14 protein-coding genes are annotated in these 16,960 nt (G+C 62.9%); 4 read left to right on the forward strand and 10 right to left on the reverse strand.

Annotation, left to right across the window (positions count from 1 at the left end; all coding sequences use genetic code 11):
- Positions 1 to 148: 148 nt before the first annotated feature.
- The 8 genes from nrfD to ACM3N8_RS17470 form a co-directional block, all read right to left on the reverse strand.
- Positions 149 to 1,102: a cytochrome c nitrite reductase subunit NrfD gene (nrfD, locus tag ACM3N8_RS17435; RefSeq protein ID WP_416016439.1), complete on the reverse strand. Its 954-nt coding sequence runs from the start codon at positions 1,100 to 1,102 to the stop codon at positions 149 to 151.
- Between the two features lie 90 nt (positions 1,103 to 1,192).
- On the reverse strand, positions 1,193 to 1,873 hold the full coding sequence (locus tag ACM3N8_RS17440) for a 4Fe-4S dicluster domain-containing protein (RefSeq protein WP_290017975.1): 681 nt from the start codon (positions 1,871 to 1,873) through the stop codon (positions 1,193 to 1,195).
- Positions 1,870 to 2,490, reverse strand: a complete 621-nt coding sequence (nrfB, locus tag ACM3N8_RS17445; protein ID WP_290017976.1) for a cytochrome c nitrite reductase pentaheme subunit — start codon at positions 2,488 to 2,490, stop codon at positions 1,870 to 1,872. The genes ACM3N8_RS17440 and nrfB overlap by 4 nt, the downstream gene beginning before the upstream one ends.
- Before the next feature lie 51 nt (positions 2,491 to 2,541).
- Entirely contained in the window at positions 2,542 to 3,987 is a 1,446-nt protein-coding gene (gene nrfA, locus ACM3N8_RS17450) for an ammonia-forming nitrite reductase cytochrome c552 subunit (protein ID WP_290017977.1), read from the reverse strand.
- A 656-nt stretch (positions 3,988 to 4,643) separates the two neighbouring features.
- Entirely contained in the window at positions 4,644 to 5,846 is a 1,203-nt protein-coding gene (gene glpC, locus ACM3N8_RS17455) for an anaerobic glycerol-3-phosphate dehydrogenase subunit GlpC (protein ID WP_043557733.1), read from the reverse strand.
- A gap of 51 nt (positions 5,847 to 5,897) precedes the next feature.
- Positions 5,898 to 7,178, reverse strand: a complete 1,281-nt coding sequence (glpB, locus tag ACM3N8_RS17460; protein ID WP_416016440.1) for a glycerol-3-phosphate dehydrogenase subunit GlpB — start codon at positions 7,176 to 7,178, stop codon at positions 5,898 to 5,900.
- Entirely contained in the window at positions 7,175 to 8,869 is a 1,695-nt protein-coding gene (gene glpA / locus ACM3N8_RS17465) for an anaerobic glycerol-3-phosphate dehydrogenase subunit A (RefSeq protein ID WP_416016441.1), read from the reverse strand. The genes glpB and glpA overlap by 4 nt, the downstream gene beginning before the upstream one ends.
- A gap of 192 nt (positions 8,870 to 9,061) precedes the next feature.
- Entirely contained in the window at positions 9,062 to 9,517 is a 456-nt protein-coding gene (locus ACM3N8_RS17470) for a YchJ family protein (RefSeq protein WP_416016442.1), read from the reverse strand.
- Between the two features lie 130 nt (positions 9,518 to 9,647).
- On the opposite strand from ACM3N8_RS17470, the gene ACM3N8_RS17475 reads away from it, so the two are divergent.
- From ACM3N8_RS17475 to ACM3N8_RS17490, 4 genes are all read left to right on the forward strand, one after another.
- Positions 9,648 to 11,315, forward strand: a complete 1,668-nt coding sequence (locus tag ACM3N8_RS17475; RefSeq protein WP_378082089.1) for a methyl-accepting chemotaxis protein — start codon at positions 9,648 to 9,650, stop codon at positions 11,313 to 11,315.
- A 105-nt stretch (positions 11,316 to 11,420) separates the two neighbouring features.
- Entirely contained in the window at positions 11,421 to 12,632 is a 1,212-nt protein-coding gene (locus tag ACM3N8_RS17480; protein ID WP_043138976.1) for an ROK family transcriptional regulator, read from the forward strand.
- Positions 12,629 to 14,212: a sensor histidine kinase gene (locus ACM3N8_RS17485; protein WP_098983929.1), complete on the forward strand. Its 1,584-nt coding sequence runs from the start codon at positions 12,629 to 12,631 to the stop codon at positions 14,210 to 14,212. Before ACM3N8_RS17480 ends, ACM3N8_RS17485 begins: the two co-directional genes overlap by 4 nt.
- Positions 14,213 to 14,878 (forward strand): response regulator, encoded by a 666-nt coding sequence (locus ACM3N8_RS17490; RefSeq protein WP_290017982.1) that lies wholly within the window; start codon positions 14,213 to 14,215, stop codon positions 14,876 to 14,878. It abuts the gene before it with no gap.
- A 77-nt stretch (positions 14,879 to 14,955) separates the two neighbouring features.
- Here the strand turns inward: ACM3N8_RS17490 and ACM3N8_RS17495 are convergent, their stop codons facing one another.
- The gene (locus ACM3N8_RS17495) at positions 14,956 to 16,488 is read right to left on the reverse strand and encodes a tripartite tricarboxylate transporter permease (RefSeq protein WP_378082095.1); all 1,533 of its coding nucleotides are present in this window, start codon (positions 16,486 to 16,488) and stop codon (positions 14,956 to 14,958) included.
- Positions 16,489 to 16,497: 9 nt separating this feature from the next.
- Positions 16,498 to 16,959, reverse strand: coding sequence for a tripartite tricarboxylate transporter TctB family protein (locus ACM3N8_RS17500; protein ID WP_042869974.1), 462 nt, complete (start codon positions 16,957 to 16,959; stop codon positions 16,498 to 16,500).
- Position 16,960: the final 1 nt, after the last annotated feature.

The raw sequence follows: 16,960 nt of genomic DNA on the forward strand, positions 1-16,960 counted from the left end.
GTCATTCATGTCATGGCACACACGCCGCGTCGTCCCCCGTTTCGGGGTGACTCGGCAGGCAGCGGGTGTGGCATCACCAGAAATTCATTGGGCCAGCAACAAACAAACGCCAGTCGCCCGAGGGCGGCTGGCGCTTGTGACCTGTTTCTTATACCACCGTCATTTGGCCGGCATAGAGCACGAAGTAGCGCAGCAGCAGTATCCCCACCAGGGTCAGGCTGCAGACCAGCACCAGATAGCCGCTCTTTGCCCGCAGGGGCGCCGGGGCCAACAGGCCGACCAGCTGGGGCAGCAGCATGCCGATGCCCACTACCCCGACCCAGAACACCTGGGCCCAGAAGCCGCCGCCGATGGCAGCCCACATGGCCACCTCCTTCTGGCCGCCACCGAAGTAGAGACCGGTAAAGAAGCAGACCAGCAGCAGCACCTCCACCGCCAGCACCGGCCGCTCGAAGCGATGCACGAAGCTCACCCCCTGGCTGTGATGGTTCTCCTTGAACAGGGTCACCGCCAGCAAGATGGTGGAGGCGATGCCGGAGCTGATGCCGGAGACCAGAAACAGCACTGGCAGCACAGGGTTGTTCAACAGCGGATAGGTCTTGAGCGCCGAGAGCAGAAAGCCGGTGTAGGCCCCCAGCAGCACGGCGAGCAGCAACAGCAGCGGCGCCAGTATCCGCTCAAAGCGTGCCAGCAGGGCGATCAGCCCATCCACAAAGGCGAACTTCTCTTTCAGCAACCGGTTGCGAAGGGTCTCGATCTCGGTGCGAAATACCACCGCCAGCCAGGCAAACAGCACCGCCATATAGACCTGGAACAGCATGACCCCCATCGACATCACTGAGTCGAACTGGTAGTGGAACATCAGCTTCCAGAAGGTCCAGGGGCGGGCCAGATGGAAGATAAGGATCAGTAACCCCAGAACCACGCTCACCGGCGCCAGAATCGCGGTCGCCTTGATGATGCCGCTCTCGCTGCCGGCCCCTTTGCGGCGCAGCAGCACAGAGAGGCTGGTGGCCCCGGCGGAGATGCCGAGCAGGAACAGATAGATGGCGATGGGCCAGTCCCAGACAAGGGAAGGGAAGTGAAATGCGTCATGCCACATGGTCATTCCCTCCATCTGTTACGGCCGGGGTAGATGGTGATGGGGCAAACCCCCACACCAGCGAGGGGAAGTGAAACGCCGCTTGCATCGTCATGACTTTATCTCCCCTTTGGGCACGCGGTACATCTTGGGCGAGGTGCCGAGCGCCTGCTTGTAGCGATAGGTGGTCTCCTTCACCAACCGTTTGGCGATGGGGCTGTCTGGGTCATCCAGATTGCCGAACACCAGCGCCTTGGTGGGGCAGGAGGCCACGCAGGCCGGCTCCTTGCCCGCCGCCAGGTTGGTCTTGCGGCAAAAATCGCACTTATCGGCAACCTTGGTCACAGGGTTGATAAAGCGCACCTGATAGGGGCAGGCGGCCAGACAGTACATGCAGCCGACGCACAAGTCCGGGTCCACGTCGACTATGCCATCCTCCTTGCGGATATGGGAGGCACCGGTCGGGCAGACGTGCACGCAGGGGGCGTTGTCGCAGTGCTGGCAGGACTTGCGAAAGAAGTGGTACTCGGCATCGGGGAAGGTGCCTATGGGGCCGGAGCGGATGATCTCGAGCCGCGAGACCCCTTCCGGCACCTGATTCACCTCCCGGCAGGCATCCATGCAGGCGGCACAGCCGATGCAGGCCGCCTCGTCGTGGATCATGCCATAGCGGACCCCGTCTATGGTCTGGCTGTGAGCGAGGGTAGTGGCAAGGGAGCGGGTCGGCCCCGTCATCATGATGAGGGCCCCCGCGCTCATCCCCGCCATGAAGTGACGGCGAGAGCAGCTCATTGTGCCTCCTTGCCCGGGGTGGTGTTCGCCTTGGCCGCCTTGACGGCTTCATGCTGCTTGCTGTGGCAGTCGACGCAGAGCTTGATACGGGACTTCTCCGGGATTTCCACCATGGGCTCCCTGGCCGGGTGCAGCTGGTGGCAGCTGGTGCAGGTGAGCTTGGTGGCGTGCACGTCGTGGGCCCAGAGCGCCTCGCGCAGGGGTTTGGGCTCGTGACAGCTCATGCAGACCCCGTTCTGCTCGGCGATGGGGTAGCTCTCGGTGCTCTGCTTCTCTGCCAAGCCGCTTTGCTTGTCATTGAAGCTGTCGCTAAAGCGCATCACATCCTTGACCCCTTCCCTGTGTTGGGGGGAGGGCTGACCGTGGCAGTTGGTGCAGGTGACCGGCGCCAGGTTGTTGGGGTTGGTTGCCTGGCCATGCTTGCCGTGCATGCCGTACGCCTGCTCCTTGTGGCAGTCTGTACAGGCCGTATCGGGATTGCGCAAAAACTCCACCTCGTGCGTGGCGGGGAGGGCCGCAGGCGCGCTCGCCGCATCGGCGGCCTGGCCCTGCAGGCTGGTTAGCAGCATGGCTGCCATCAGCATCAGTCGTAAGAAATCCATCGTTAAATCACCCATAGGAAGCCTCCATCCGATTGCGGGCCCGACTCGGCGGGCCCGCAAATCTCGTTACTGTGCGAGCCGTCCGGCCGCTTTGGCCTCGGCATCCCAGGCGGGGACTGTGGTCTTGAGGAACTGGGCCTTGTCGCTGTTCATCTGTTTCATGTCCATGCCAAGGGCGGCTTGGGCCTTCTCCTTGCTGGAGATGTCAGGAATGGCGATCTCGTGGCTGATCCCTTTGGCCGCCAGCAGGCGAGCCAGCTTGGTGCGGGCGTCTGCTGCCTTGTCCAGGGCGGTACCCAGCATGCGCAGCGCCACTTCCGGTGCGTGCATCTGCACCCCGTGGGAGGCGATGGAGAAGTCCCAGCGCCATTGGGCGTGACGGATGTCCTGCTGAATGTCCTTCATCTCGGCTTCGGTGGCGCCGGCATCCCAGGCCGCCTTGGCCTCGAAGTGGGCGTGCACCAGCTGTTTCTCGACTTTGAGCTTGATCTCGGTGACCGCATCCTTGCGCTGCTGGACTATGCCTTGCAGCATCTCCTTGCTCTGGGTGTGGCAGTTGCGGCAGGTCTGGTCGAAGCGATCGAAGGGGTTGCCGACCTTGTGATCCGTGTAGACCTTGCCCTGCTCGTTCTGCACCTTGGGCATGTGGCAGTCGACGCAGGCGACGTTGTTCTGGCCGTGGATGCCGGCGCGCCAGGTCTCATATTCCGGATGCTGGGCTTTGAGCATGGGGGTCTTGGAGAGGGCATGTGTCCAGTCGGCGAAACCGATCTCGTCGTAGTACTCTTCCATCTGCTCAACAGTCGTGCCCTTGTCCCAGGGGAATTTCACCGCCTTGGTGGGGCCGCTGAAGTAGTACTCCACGTGGCACTGGCCGCACACCTGGGACTGCTGATCGAAACGCCCCTGCTCCTTGAACGGCTTGCCGATGGCGGTCATGGCGCGGTCGGCATAGGGACGGGAGAGGTGCAGGGCAGGTTTGCCCTCCTTGAACTCTTTCGAGGCGGTGTCGTGGCAGTCGGCGCAACCTATGGTGTTGACTATCTCGGGTCCGCCTTTTGCCCACATGCCCTTGAAGTAGCCATCTTCGCCTTTTTCATTGATGACGCGGGCCACGTCCGGGCCCTTGCAGCTCCAGCAGGCCATGGGCAGGGGGCCATCCTCGGCGGTCTTGGGAGCGCCGGTGCGCAGGGTTTCCCGCACGTCGGTCAGGGCGTAGAAGTGGCCGCGCGGCTTGTTGTAATCCTTGGAGAAGGGGTAGCCGGCCCAGAGCACCACCATCTGCGGATCGTCCGCCAGGGCGTCGGTGCGCTCCTTGCTCTCGCTGGTGCTTTTCCAGCTGCTGAACTGATCGGCGTGATCCTTGGCGAACAGCTCGCTGCGCGCCTCTATCTTGCCCTTGAGCGGAGCCTCGTCGGCCGCCCGTGCCAAGCCGCTGGCGCCAAGGCAGGTGGTAAGCAGCAGGGCGGCGAGGCCCAGTCTGGTCTGTCTGTTGTGTGAACTCACGATCATCACTCCCAAATCGATCTCATTGCCAGACCTGACCGTTCCATCCTGGATGTGGGCATCAGCCCCCGCACTAGGCAGGAGCAGGCAGGCCGATTAATTGTTATTAGTGAATAAAACCCATGTAATTATGCGATTGCTCGGGCTGGATATTACCAAATGGGTAAAATGAATGATGATTTATCGAGGCGGGGCTTGCGCTAGATCAATTGCCGGGGGAGGCAAGTGCCGGAAATGAGATCCCGGTTAAATTATGAGGAAACTCAACTTATTGGACCACAGTTAACCGACACTATTGTCATTTGCCGGTGAGTGGGGTCGGCAAGCCTTGTCCTGCAAGGAATGTGCTGCGGGGTAGGGGGTGGTCTATCCATTTCGGGATATAAAAGTAAATTTGCATAAATACTCAATCTTGATGGCGCCAAAGAGAGGCAAAACAAGGGCTGAACCAGCGGATTCAATCATGTTGAGCGCCCTTGTCATCACCCGTTTCCATGCAGGGTGATCCGCGCCTGATCACCCAGCCCCTCGATGGATACGGGGAATAAAGAGAGCCGGCGATTGCCGGCTCTCTTTATCTATTTGTGGGTGATGGCGTTATCGGATCAGCGCTTTTGCCAGCAGGTGTGCTCATCTCTATATCCATCTGCTGCTGTGATCTCTTATGCCAGCGCCTGGGCCAGCAGGTGGATGGGGTGTTCACAGCGAAACGGCGTACTCATCTCTATCTGCCACTTGCAGGTCTCGCAGTCCGTAATGACCAGATCAGGCTTGAGGCGGTTTATCTGATCAAACAGCCCCTCGCCTATGGCCTGGCTGGTCTCGTAGTTCTCCGACTTGAAGCCGTAGGTGCCGGCGATGCCGCAGCACTGGGACTCCAGTACCGTCACCTTGACCCCGGGAATGGCGCGCAGCAATTCGAGGGTGTAGATGACGCCGCCCATCTTCTCCATGTGGCAGGGGGTGTGATAGGCGATGTGCAGATTGAGCGGCTTCATGGCCGGCTTGTTGCCCCGGTAGAACTCGTTCCACAGGAAGCGGGTCACCAGCGAGATGCGATCCCGCACCTTGTGGTTGTCCTGCTCCAGCAGGTGGGGGTATTCATCCCGCAGGGTGAAGCCGCAGGTGGAGGAGGTGGCCAGGAGCGGCATCTCGTTGCCGAGCAGGGTGTTCTCCAGCTGCTTGATGTTGAAGGCCGCCTGCTGTTTGGCCTTGTCCATGAAGCCGTTGGCAATCAGCGGCACGCCGCAGCACTTCTCCCGCTCCAGCAGTTGCATGCCTATGTTCATGGCGTTGAGCACCTGCATCAGCTCCTTGCCAAGCTGCGGGTGGTTGTAGTTGACGTAACAGCCGTGGAAATAGGCGATCTGGCGCTCATATTGGGCCTGGCTGGCTTTCTGCTTCTTGTACCAGCCGCGGAAGGTGCCTTGCGAATACTTGGGCAGGTCGCGGTGGGAGGAGACCCCCAGCGCCTTGTCCAGCACCAGCTTCATCGGTTTGAGCCCCGTGGTGAAGTTGACCACGGGCGCCATCAGGGTGGACATGCCGCCCATGAGGTCTGTATGGGAGAGCACGAATTCGCGGATCCCGGGCTTGAAGTCGCTGTATTTGTGCTTGGCCTTGGCGATGATGTCGCCGATGCGCACCCCGCTCGGGCAGGCCACTTCACAGCGCTTGCAGTTGGTACAGTATTTGAGGGCGCTGTCGAACAGCTCCGGGCTCTTGATGCGCAGCCGCTCGCCATCCGGGCCCGCCTGTTTGGGGCCTGGGTAGGCGGGGTTGGCCTTTGCCACAGGGCAGTAGGCGGTGCAGACGGTGCATTTGATGCACTGATCGAAAGTTTGGTTGGCGTGATCCAGTAGCATGTCAGTTCTCCTCCCGGCGATGATGAAGACACGGGATATGGGACGAAGTAATCATTGGGCCGCGCCCAGAATATGGCCGGCGACTTGCCAGCCGGTGGCAACCGCCACCCCGGAGCCTGAGCCCTCTTTGATGGGGTCATAGTGCGCCAGCACACTGCCTGCCCCATAGAGGTTGGTGAGCGGTTTGCCGCCGCGCATCACTCTGAGCTTGTCGTCGGTCTTGACCCCGAAGCCCATGAAGGGGTGGTGGTCGAACAGGCGGCGACCGGCCCAGGCATCGCGCTCCTCCAGACTCAGTACATCGGCGTCAAAGATGGGCTCGCGAATGCCGCGCAGACGGGATTCGAGGCCGCGGCTGAAGAAGCTGCCGGAGGCGAGCACGAAATGATCGGCTTCAAACAGCTGATCGTCGCCGTTCTGGCTGTGCACACCGAGCACCTTGTCCCCTTCGTAACGGGCGCCAAGCACCCGCTCGCTGGTGAGGAAGGTACCGCCCAGGGCCTGGAAGCGACGCTTGAGCGCCTCTTGCATCCGCATGCCGATGAGTGACGGCGGCATGGTCGCCACCTCCTTAATGGTGCAGCCGGTGCGTTTTTCCAGCTCCGCCAGACGGGGGCCGACCAGCCCGAGCGACAGGCAGGCGGGCAACACCACATGGCGGCAACCGGGATCGCTGCTCTCGTGCACCATACGGCAGATCTCGCGGGCCAGATCGGCCAGCAGATCGGGCTGGTCGCCCTTTTGCTTGTCAAACAGGCGGGCTATGTCGGCGGAGCGAAACTCGTGGGGATTGCGGCTGAATTCGGCGAGCTGGGGCAGGCGAATTTCACCCGTCATGATGCGGCAGTGGGCGAAGCGCGGATGGGTCGCCAGGTTGGCGGCCGCGAGTGCCGGGTGAAAGTCGCGAAACCCTTCCAGGGTAGCCAGCAGGATGGCATCGGGGGCTGGTGTATCTGTCTGGCAGGCGCAGGTATGGGGCGACAGCCAGGTGGATTTCAGGGTGCCTATGGGGGTCAGCCGCTGGTGGTTGGTCTCCAGGCGAAACAGGGGCAGCCCCTGCTCATGGCAGTGGCGCTGCAGATCGGCGAGGCTCGCCTCTATGTTGGTCAGGCCCACCTTGCTGTAAGGGTGATCCGGGTGCTCGGCCATGAAGGCGGGCAGGGCGGCGCGGGGATCGCCGTCGCTCTCCAGCAGATCGATGGAGCCGGAGGAGAAGTGCAAGGCACTCTGGCCAGAGGCCATCAGCAGCGTCTTCTGACCCGCTTCGGCGAGGCGCAGCGCCGCCGAGAGGCCCGCCATGCCGCCACCTATCACGATACTGTCAAATTTCATGACTGCACTCCTTGAGTCAATGGGGCCTGGCTGTGGTCTTCTGTCCTGGTGACGGGGTCGAGGGGGAAGGGGGGCTCGGCCACCAGGTGGGGCGCCGTCCACTCTCCCAGACCAAACAGCCCTTCGTAGATCCAGTAGGTAAACTCCGCCTCGCGCAGGGCATCGCCCCACAGCACGGGACGGGTGCCCTTGTAACGCTCCTCCAGGAACTGGCGCAGCATGACGCAGGCCTGGCGGCCATCGGCCTTGCCGTACTCCTGCATCAGGCCGGCGGCCCGGTAGGCGCAGAGCTCACCCTGACAGGGGCCCATGCCCAGGCGGGTGCGGCGGCGCAGATCCACCAGGTTGTCTACGTCCAGCTCGCGCAGGGCGTACTCGATTTCGCCGGCCGTCACCATCTCGCATTCGCAGATGAGGGCGTTGGCCTTGGGGTTGTCACGAAAGAAGGCGATGACCCGCTCGCCGTGGCGATACTGGGCCGAGCCTTCTGCCGGGGCCGACAGACCGGGGGCGGAGACCTTCTCCGGATCCCGCGAGCCGGGCAGACTCAGCTCGGCGGTGCGGCACGGTTTGGTGTTGCCTATCTTCCTGGCGATGAGGTCGGTGGCCCACTCGGCCATCAGCCGATAGGTCATCAGCTTGCCGCCTGTGATGGTGTTGAAGCCCTGCAGGCCGTCACGCTCGCTGTGATCGAGCAGGACTATGCCGCGGCTGATGTTGCGGCCGGTTTCGTCGCCATCCACCGCCACCAGGGGTCTAACCCCGGCGTAGGCGCGCAGCAGACGGGTGCGCGCCATGATGGGGGCGAGCTTGATCCCCTCGCGCAGCAGCACTTCCACCTCGTCCGGATCCACGGTGAGCTGGTCAATCTTTTGGTAGTCGATGCGGCTCGAGGTGGTGCCTATGAGGGAGATGGTATCGCCCGGTACCAGAATGTCCGCGTCCGCCGGTTTGCGAGCGCGGTTGAGCACCATCTGGTTGATGCGGTAATCCATGATGAGCAGGGAGCCCTTGGCCGGGAACATGCGGATGCCGAGATCGGCGTACTCGCAGATCTGCTGGCCCCAGATGCCGGCGGCATTGATCACCTCCTGACACTCCACCTCGAACGCCTCGCCGGTGCGGGTGTTGATGGCCTTGACGCCATGGACTCTGTCCTGATTGCGCAGCAGTCCCAGCACCTTGCTGTGGGTGAAGATGCGCGCGCCATGTTCTTTCGCATCCAGCACGTTGGCGGCGGCGAGGCGGAAGGGATCGACAGTGCCGTCCGGCACTTGAATGGCGCCGATCAGCGCCGGGTTGACGTTGGGCTCGAGGCGCAGCGCATCGGCCGGATCCAGCTGGCGGGCGTCGATACCCGCCAGGGCACAGGCGTCCATGAAGGTGCTTTGAAAATTGATGTCATCTTCCGGCAGGGTGACGAAGAGGCCGCCCGTGTCCTCGACGCAGTGGCTGGCGATCCGCTTGAGGATGCGGTTCTCCTGAATGCACTCGCGGGCGGACTCCGGATCCGTCACCGCATAGCGGGCGCCCGAGTGGAGCAGGCCGTGGTTGCGGCCCGTGGTGCCGGCGGCGATGTCATCCCGCTCCAGCAGGATGCAGTCGATGCCGCGCAGTGCGCAATCGCGCATGATGCCGGCTCCGGTGGCGCCACCCCCTATGATGACGACTTGTGTGGTTATTCTTTTCATTCTTGCCCGTCTCATCTCTTCCAGATGACGCCAGTGTGGCGCCTCTCTGGCCGAAAATGTTTGATATGGGCCAAATTAATGCTCGTAAACGCTCACGTGTGCGCTGGCTAATGAGCAAATCGTGACTCTGGTCACACTCCCATAACAGAGAAGGGGCCACCAGGGCCCCCTCTCTTGGCATGAGACGGGTGTTCAGCCACAGCATTTCTTGAACTTCTTGCCGCTGCCACAGGGGCAGGGGTCGTTGCGCCCTGCCTGCAGCGGTGCCGGGTCCTGCTCGCCATCTGTGTAGACCCAGCGTCCCTGATAACGCACGAAGCGGGAGCGCTCATGCAGGCAGTGGCGCTCATCCCCCTCCTTGAACCAGGCCTTGAACTCCACCATGCCGGTTTCGTCCGAGGGGCCGCCTTGGGCGGCGAGGACCTCCAGCCCATCCCAGCGGGTGTCGGTTTGAGATAGCTGATCCGCCGTCAATCCCCCCAGGTGATCAGGGTGCCAGCTGTGCACCAGATAGTCGCCCAGCCCCAGCACGAAGGCGCTGTAACGGGAGCGCATCAGCTGCTCCGGGGTCTGCGCCTCGGCCCCCTGGTGCAGTGATCCACAGCACAGTTCGAGAGAAAGAGTTGAACCGCAAGGACATTTGTTCATGTGTCAGCCCATCAGGGTCGATAGATAAAGGTGCGGGGATTGTAGCGAAAGCGGGTCCCCGCCGACCAGCGCCCTATACTGGTTGGGTAGGAACGGAACACCAATAAAAACAGCTGCAAGGATGTGAATGATGACGCTAAAGCAGAAAATTCTGTTGCTGGGAGCCATCCCCGTGCTCCTGATGGCCCTGGTGGTCAACCTCAGCAACTACATGATTTCCAAGAGCGATTTGGAAGCCGATCTGGTGGCGGCGCGGGAGAATGCGATCAAGGAGCGCAAGGCGTTGCTCAGCAGCTACCTGATGCTCGCCAAGACGGCCGTCGACACGGCCTACAACCAGCCAGACACCCCGGAAGCGCGCAAGCAGGTCACCGAGATCCTGCGGCCATTGCGCTACAGCAGCGACGGCTACTTCTTCGTCTATGACTTCCAGGGCAATACGGTATTGCTGCCGACCCGCCCCGAGATGGAGGGCAAGAACCGTTGGCAGGACAAGGATGCCAAGGGCAAGCTGCTGATCCAGGAGATCGTCAAGGCGGCGCGCCAGGGGGATGGTTTCTCCGAGTACTGGACCGCCAAGCCCTCCATCGGGCGGGATGCGCCCAAGCTCTCCTTCAACCTGGTGCTCGACAAGTATCAGTGGGTCATAGGCACGGGTTTTTACATCGATGACATCGACAACGAACTGGCGGCGCTGCGCACCGAGCGTGAGAGCAACATGCACGACTCCCTGCAGAGCAGCGTGCTGCTCATTCTGGTGATCCTGGGGATCACCCTGGCGGTGACTGTGGTGATCGGCAATCGGGTCACCCGGCCGCTGGCGGATGCGGTGTCGGCCCTCAACGACATAGCCGACGGGGAGGGGGATCTGACCCAGCGCCTCAAGGTGCAGAGTCATGACGAGATTGGCCAGCTGGCCACCGCCTTCAACCGCTTCGTCGAGCGGATCCAGTCGGTGGTGAGTCAGGTGGGAGAGACCAGCAATCACCTCTTCAGTGCGGTGGAGAAGCTGCACCACCTGAGCGAGCACTATGACCATCAGATGCACGGCCACAGCCGGGAGACGGATCAGGTGGTCACCGCCGTGACCGAAATGAGCTCCACCGCCCAGGAAGTGGCGGCCAGCGCCTCCAACGCGGCCACCGCCACCAGCGACGCGGCGCGCGAGTCCGATGCCGCCCGTGGCGTGGTGGGCAGCGCCATCAACAGCATCAACAGGTTGGTGGGCGAGGTGCATACCGCCTCCGGCGTCATCGAGCAGCTGGCGCAGGAGACCGGCAAGATAGGATCCGTGGTCGAGGTCATTCGCGGCATTGCCGAACAGACCAACTTGCTGGCGCTCAACGCCGCCATCGAGGCGGCCCGGGCCGGGGAGCAGGGGCGCGGCTTTGCTGTGGTGGCTGACGAGGTGCGCTCCCTGGCGGGTCGCACCCAGCAGAGCACCAAGGAGATCAACGAGATGCTGCAGCGGCTGCAAAGCGGCGTCAAACAGGCGGTGGACGTGATGCAGGCCAGCGAGGAGCGCAGCCAGGAGACGGTACAGGAGGCGAGCCACATCGCCACCTCCCTCGACAGCATGGTGATGGCGGTCAGCACCATCAACGACATGAACATCCAGATAGCGACGGCGGCCGAGGAGCAGCATGCGGTCTCCGAGGAGATCAACAAGAACCTGGTGGCCATCCAGCAGATCGTCAGCGAGCTGACCGACGCTGCTGTGGAGTCCAACAGCACCACCCGCGATCTGGCCAGCACGGGTGACAAATTGCGCAAACTCGTCTCCCAATTCCGCTACTGATCGCATTTTTGCCGTCTGGACGTGATTTCCAGACGGCAAATTTGGGGATTGGCGGAGAATGTGGGAAAATTGTCACCATCCGCTCTTTTCGTTAACCCATATCCTATGAATGAGATCGTGAAAGGCAGTATCGATTTGATCCGTCAGCTCAACTATGGCCTGGTCTACGCCAGCCTGGAGGAGCACAAGGAGCTGTCCCGTACCGATCTGTCACGTTTGACCGGCCTCTCTCCGGCCAGCATCACCAAGATCACCCGTGAACTGCTCGATGGCGGTCTGGTGGTGACCTGTGGCGAGAGCTCGGTGGGCCGTGGTCGCCGTCAGACCCTGCTGCGCATCAACGAGCGCCGCTTCCAGTTTCTCTCCATGCGTCTGGGCCGTGGCTATGTGGACATGGCCCTGTTCGATCTGGCCGGTCGCTCCCTCGCCCGTCATCGTCACACTTTCAGCGAGGCCGAGCGTGCCGACCTGCTGGCCAGCCTGGTGCGCGCCATCGAGGGCTTTTTGCCCAAGAAGGCGCTGCGCCTTGCCTGCATCGCCCTCTGTCTGCCGGGGCAGGTGGAGCGCCACTCCGGCATGGTCAAGCACTTCCCCTTCTATGATCTGCGCAACTGGCCGCTTGGCCCCACCCTGCAGGAGGCGTTCGCGGTGCCCGTGCTGGTCAGTGGCGACGTGCGTACCTGGATCCAGGCCGAGCGGGAATGGGGCGCGGCCAAAAACTGCGCCGATGCTGTGCTGGTATTTGTGCACAACGACATAGGGGTCGGCATGGTGGTCAATGGCCAGCTCATCGAGAGCGAGTCGGCCCTGCTCGGCGATCTCAGCCACCTGCAGCTCGAGCCCTATGGCCAGCGCTGCTACTGCGGCGGCTTTGGTTGCGCCTGCACGTTAGTGACCAACCAGGCGCTGGAGGCGCAATACCGGGATCTGCGCGAGCGGATGCAGGAGCATGATCTGCCCGAGAGCGTCACCATCCGCGAGTTGTGCGAGCTGGCGCTGGCGGGCAACAGCCTGTGCCAGGACATTCTCCATCAGGCGGCCGGTCGTCTCTCCCGGGTGCTCTCCAACCTCATCTGCCTGCTCAATCCGGGCAAGCTGCTGCTGGGGGGGGAAATAACCCGCGCCGATCGGCTGCTGTTCCCCATGCTGCACCAGTCCCTGGCCAGCCAGCTGCCGGCCGAATACCTGGTGCGGCTGCAAATCGAATCCACCCACTTCTACGAAGATCCCACCAAGCCCACCTCGGTGCAGGTGCACAAGGCCCTGCGCGACGGCAGCCTGCTGCTCGACCTGTTGCGAGGTGACAAGGAGGCATGAGACTCGGGTTGCAAGGACGCTTCCTGCTCATGCTCTGTCTGGTCAGTCTGCTGCAACTGGTGTTGCTGAGCGGGGCCAGCTACTACTACGTCTCCGAGCAACGCTACCGCGAGGTGGGGGATCAGGCCCTCGACGTGGCGCGGCTGGTGGCCCGTGAACCCGGTGTCATCGCCGGGGTGAAGCGCGGCGATACCGCCAGGCTCAACCTGCTGGTGGAGCGGATCCGCGCCGAGGTCGGCGCCAGTTACATCGTCATCGGTGACAGCGAGGCGCGGCGGCTGGTGCACCCCAATGCGGATCGCATCGGCCAGCCCATGGTGGGGGACGATCCCAGGCGTGCCCTGCAAGGAGAAGCCTATATTTCCCGTGCCCAGGGATCGCTCGGGGTCTCGGTACGCGGCAAGGGGCCGATCCGCAACGAGATGGGACAGGTGATTGGCGTGGTGTCGGTCGGTTATCTGGTACGCGACATAGATGCGGATCTGCAGGGTTTCCTGCGTTTTGGCCTTGCGATGACTCTGCTCATCGTCTTGCTCAACAGCGGTGCGGCGGCCTGGCTGGCACGGCGCTACAAGCGCGCCCTGCTGGGGTTCGAGCCCGAGCAGATCGGGCGTCTCTATGCGGAGCTGGATTGCACCCTGCGCACCGTGCGTGAGGGGATCCTCACCATAGATGAACAGGGGCGGCTCACCTCTCTCAACCCCAACGGTATCCGCCTGCTGCGTCTTGACGAGCAGGCGGCGAGGGCGGCCATAGGTCAGCCCGTCACCCGCTTGCTGCCGGAGAGCCGCATGCTCTCCCTCATTCAGGATCCCCGTCCCCAGTTTGATGAAGAGATAGTGCTCAACGGCCAGCAGCTCATCGTCAACCGGCTGCCGCTGGTGCGAGACGGCAAGCTGATCGGCGCCGTGTCGAGCTTTCGCCGCAAGGACGAGCTGGCCGAGCTCAGCGCCCAGCTCTCCCAGGTGCAGGCTTACAGCGACCTGCTGCGGGTACAGACCCATGAACACAACAACCAGCTCGGCACCATAGCCGGCCTGATCGAACTCGGTGCCACCCGGGAGGCGCTCGCCTTCATCGGACGGGAGGCCGCCACCGAGCAGACCCTGCTCAGCTTCCTGATGGGGGCCATCGCCAAGCCCAAGGTGGCGGGCCTGCTGCTTGGCAAGTATCACAGGGCCCACGAGCTGGGGCTGGTACTGGTGGTGGACCCAGACTCTCATCTGCACGACATCCCCCTTCGCGTCAGCGGTTCCCAGCTGGTGACAGTGCTGGGCAATCTCATCGACAATGCCTTCGAGGCCACCCGTCGTCACGGCGCGCCCTACCAGCCGGTGCGGGTGGCCCTGAGCGATCTCGGCCAGGATCTCATCCTGGAGGTGGAAGACGGGGCGGGCGGCATAGATCCCGCCCTGGCGGACAGGTTGTTCGAGCGCGGGGTCAGCAGCAAGACGGAGCCGGATCACGGCATCGGCCTCTCCCTGGTGCGCAAGACCCTGGATGCCTTGCAGGGGACCATCACCATCGAAGCCACGGCGCAGGGCAGTTGCGTCGTCTGTTACATTCCCAAGGAGGTGTGAGTGATCAAGATCCTGATCGTCGAAGATGATCCGGCCATCGCCGAGATCCACCGTCGCTTCGTGCAGCGGCTGGCGGGGTTCGAGGTGCTGGGAGTGGCGCTCACCCTGTTCGATGCCAGAGAGCAGATAGACATCCTCAGACCCGATCTGGTGCTGCTGGATGTGTGGCTGCCGGATGGCGAAGGGTTTTCCCTCTTGCGTGAATTGCGCCAGGCCGGGGCCAGCCTGGATGTGATCCTGCTCACTGCCGCGCGGGAGGCGAGTGCCCTGCAGGAGGCGATGCGGCTCGGGGTGGTGGATTTCATCCTCAAACCCGTGGTGTTCGAGCGACTGCGCGATACCCTGGGCAACTATGCCGAGAGCCGCGCCGCCCTGGCGGCCCTTGCCGACATCGATCAGCAGGCGGTGGATACCCTGCTCGGTACACCGTTGCAGCAGGTGGCGGCCGCTGGTCTGCCCAAGGGGATAGACGCGCTCACCCTGCAACGGGTGCTGGCGGCATTGACCGGCATCGGGGCCAGCGCCGAGGAGATAGGCAACCGGGTGGGGGTGAGCCGCACCACGGCGCGCCGCTATCTGGAGTTTCTGGTGGGGCAGCAGCTGGCGAGCCCGGAGCTGGAATATGGCACTGTCGGGCGGCCGGAGCGGCGCTATCGCCAGCCCTGAATGGGATAGCCACCTATCTTGTTTGCAAATAAAAAGAGCGCCTGTTGGCGCTCTTTTGCTTTATGAGTTCCGCGAACTCAACTCGGATCGGATTGCAGCGTGGTGGCCGGTGTGCGGCGGGCCTGCCACCACTGCCAGACCGGCAACAGCAGCATCACCAGGGTCACCAGGGTGAAGCCGAGGGTGATGGGCCGCTCCCACAGGAAGCTCAGGGAGCCGTCGTTGATCACCAGGGCCCGGCGCAGGTTGTCCTCCAGCATGCCCCCCAGAATGAAACCGAGCAGCATGGGGGCCATGGGGAAGTCCAACAGGCGCAGCCCGATGGCGATCAGCGCCACCAGCGCCATCACATAGATGTCCATGGTGTTGAAGGAGACCAGATAGACCCCGATCAGCGAGAACAGCAATACCATGGGGATGAGCACGGGGCGCGGCACCTGCAGTATCTTGGCCAGATAGGGAATGAGCGGCAGGTTGAGGATCAGCAGCACCACGTTGCCCAGATACATGGAGATGATCACCGACCAGAATACATCCGGGTGCTCCATGAACAGGCGCGGGCCCGGCTGGATGCCGTAGGCGATGAGGGCCCCCAGCATCAGCGCCGTGGTGCCCGAGCCCGGGATCCCCAGGGTCAGCAGGGGCACGAAGGCACCGCTGGAGGCTGCGTTGTTGGCCGCCTCCGGTGCGGCTATGCCGGTCAGGCTGCCCTTGCCGAAGGCCTCCTGCCTGCGCTTGCTGGCGAAATTGCGCTCGGCGCCATAGGCCATGAAGGAGGCGATGGTGGCGCCGGCTCCCGGCAGTACCCCGATGAGAAAGCCCAGCACAGAGGAGCGCACTATGGGCGGCGCTATCTCTTTTACCTCGGCCTTGCTCAGTTTGAGGGAGCCGAGCTGCTGGATCTTGCTCGCCTCCTCCTTGCTGGTGTCCTTGCCCGGGCGCAGCACCGTCATCAGGATCTCCGCCAGGGCGAAGGTGGCCATGGCCAACAGCAGGAAGGAGAAGCCATCGCGCAAGTCCGGCAGGCCAAAGGTGAACCTGTCCACCCCGACGCTGCGGTCGATGCCGACGGTGGAGAGCATGATGCCAAACAGCGCCATGATCAGCGCCTTGAGCACCTGGCCCTTGCCGGCAAAGGCCGCCACCGCGGAGAGCCCCAGCACCATGAGGGCGAAGTAGTCCGCCGACTGGAACGAGAGGGAGACCTTGGCGAGCAGGGGCGCCGCCACCATCAGGAAGATGGCAGACAGGGTGCCGCCGGTGAAGGAGGCGTAGGCGGCGATGGCCAGCGCCTTGCCCGCCTGGCCCTTGCAGGCCAGCGGATAGCCGTCGATGGCGGTGATCATGCTGGCCGAGCAGCCCGGCGTGTTGATCAGGATGGAGGAGGTGGAGCCCCCAAACATGGATCCGTAATAGACCCCGGCCATCAGGATGATGCCGGAGGCCGGGTCCAGCCCGTAGGTGATGGGGATCATCAGGGCGATGGCTGTGACGGGCCCCAGGCCCGGCAGCATGCCGATGAAGGTGCCGACGAAGCAGCCGACGATCACCATGAAGATGTTGATGGGCAGCATGGCGGTGCCCAGTCCTTGCAAAATGCCGTCTAACATGAATTCTCCTTATCCCAGCAGTTGCGTGAATAGCCGGCCTGGCTCGAGGTAGACGTTGAGCCCCTTGGTGAGCAGGGCCCAGAAGATGAGGGTGAAGGGCAGGCTCACCTTGCAGGCGAAGGCGAGACTCTGCTCGCCCATCAAGCGGATCCCGCCGATGAGGAACAGGGTGGTGGCGATGACAAAGCCGAGCCAGCCGAGGGCCACTCCATAAACCAGCATCAACAGCAGCAGGGCAAAGACCAGTCGCCAGTTGCCCGTTTCACGCTGCAGCCGCTCCCCGCCCGGAAAGCAGATCAGCAGCAGGGAGAGCAGGGCGCCGACGCCAGCCAGGGCATAGGGCAGGGTGCTGGCGGTAAAGGGTTCATATTCGTCCCCGGGATAGCCGGGGATCAGGGTGGCGTGATAGCCGTAGGCGAGGGAGAGCAGCAAAAACAGCAGCCCCCCGAGTCGCTCCTTGGTCAGGTGCATG

Origin of the sequence: Aeromonas sp. A04, assembly GCF_047780465.1 — a bacterium.
In the GTDB taxonomy this organism is placed as follows: Bacteria; Pseudomonadota; Gammaproteobacteria; order Enterobacterales; family Aeromonadaceae; genus Aeromonas; species Aeromonas bestiarum.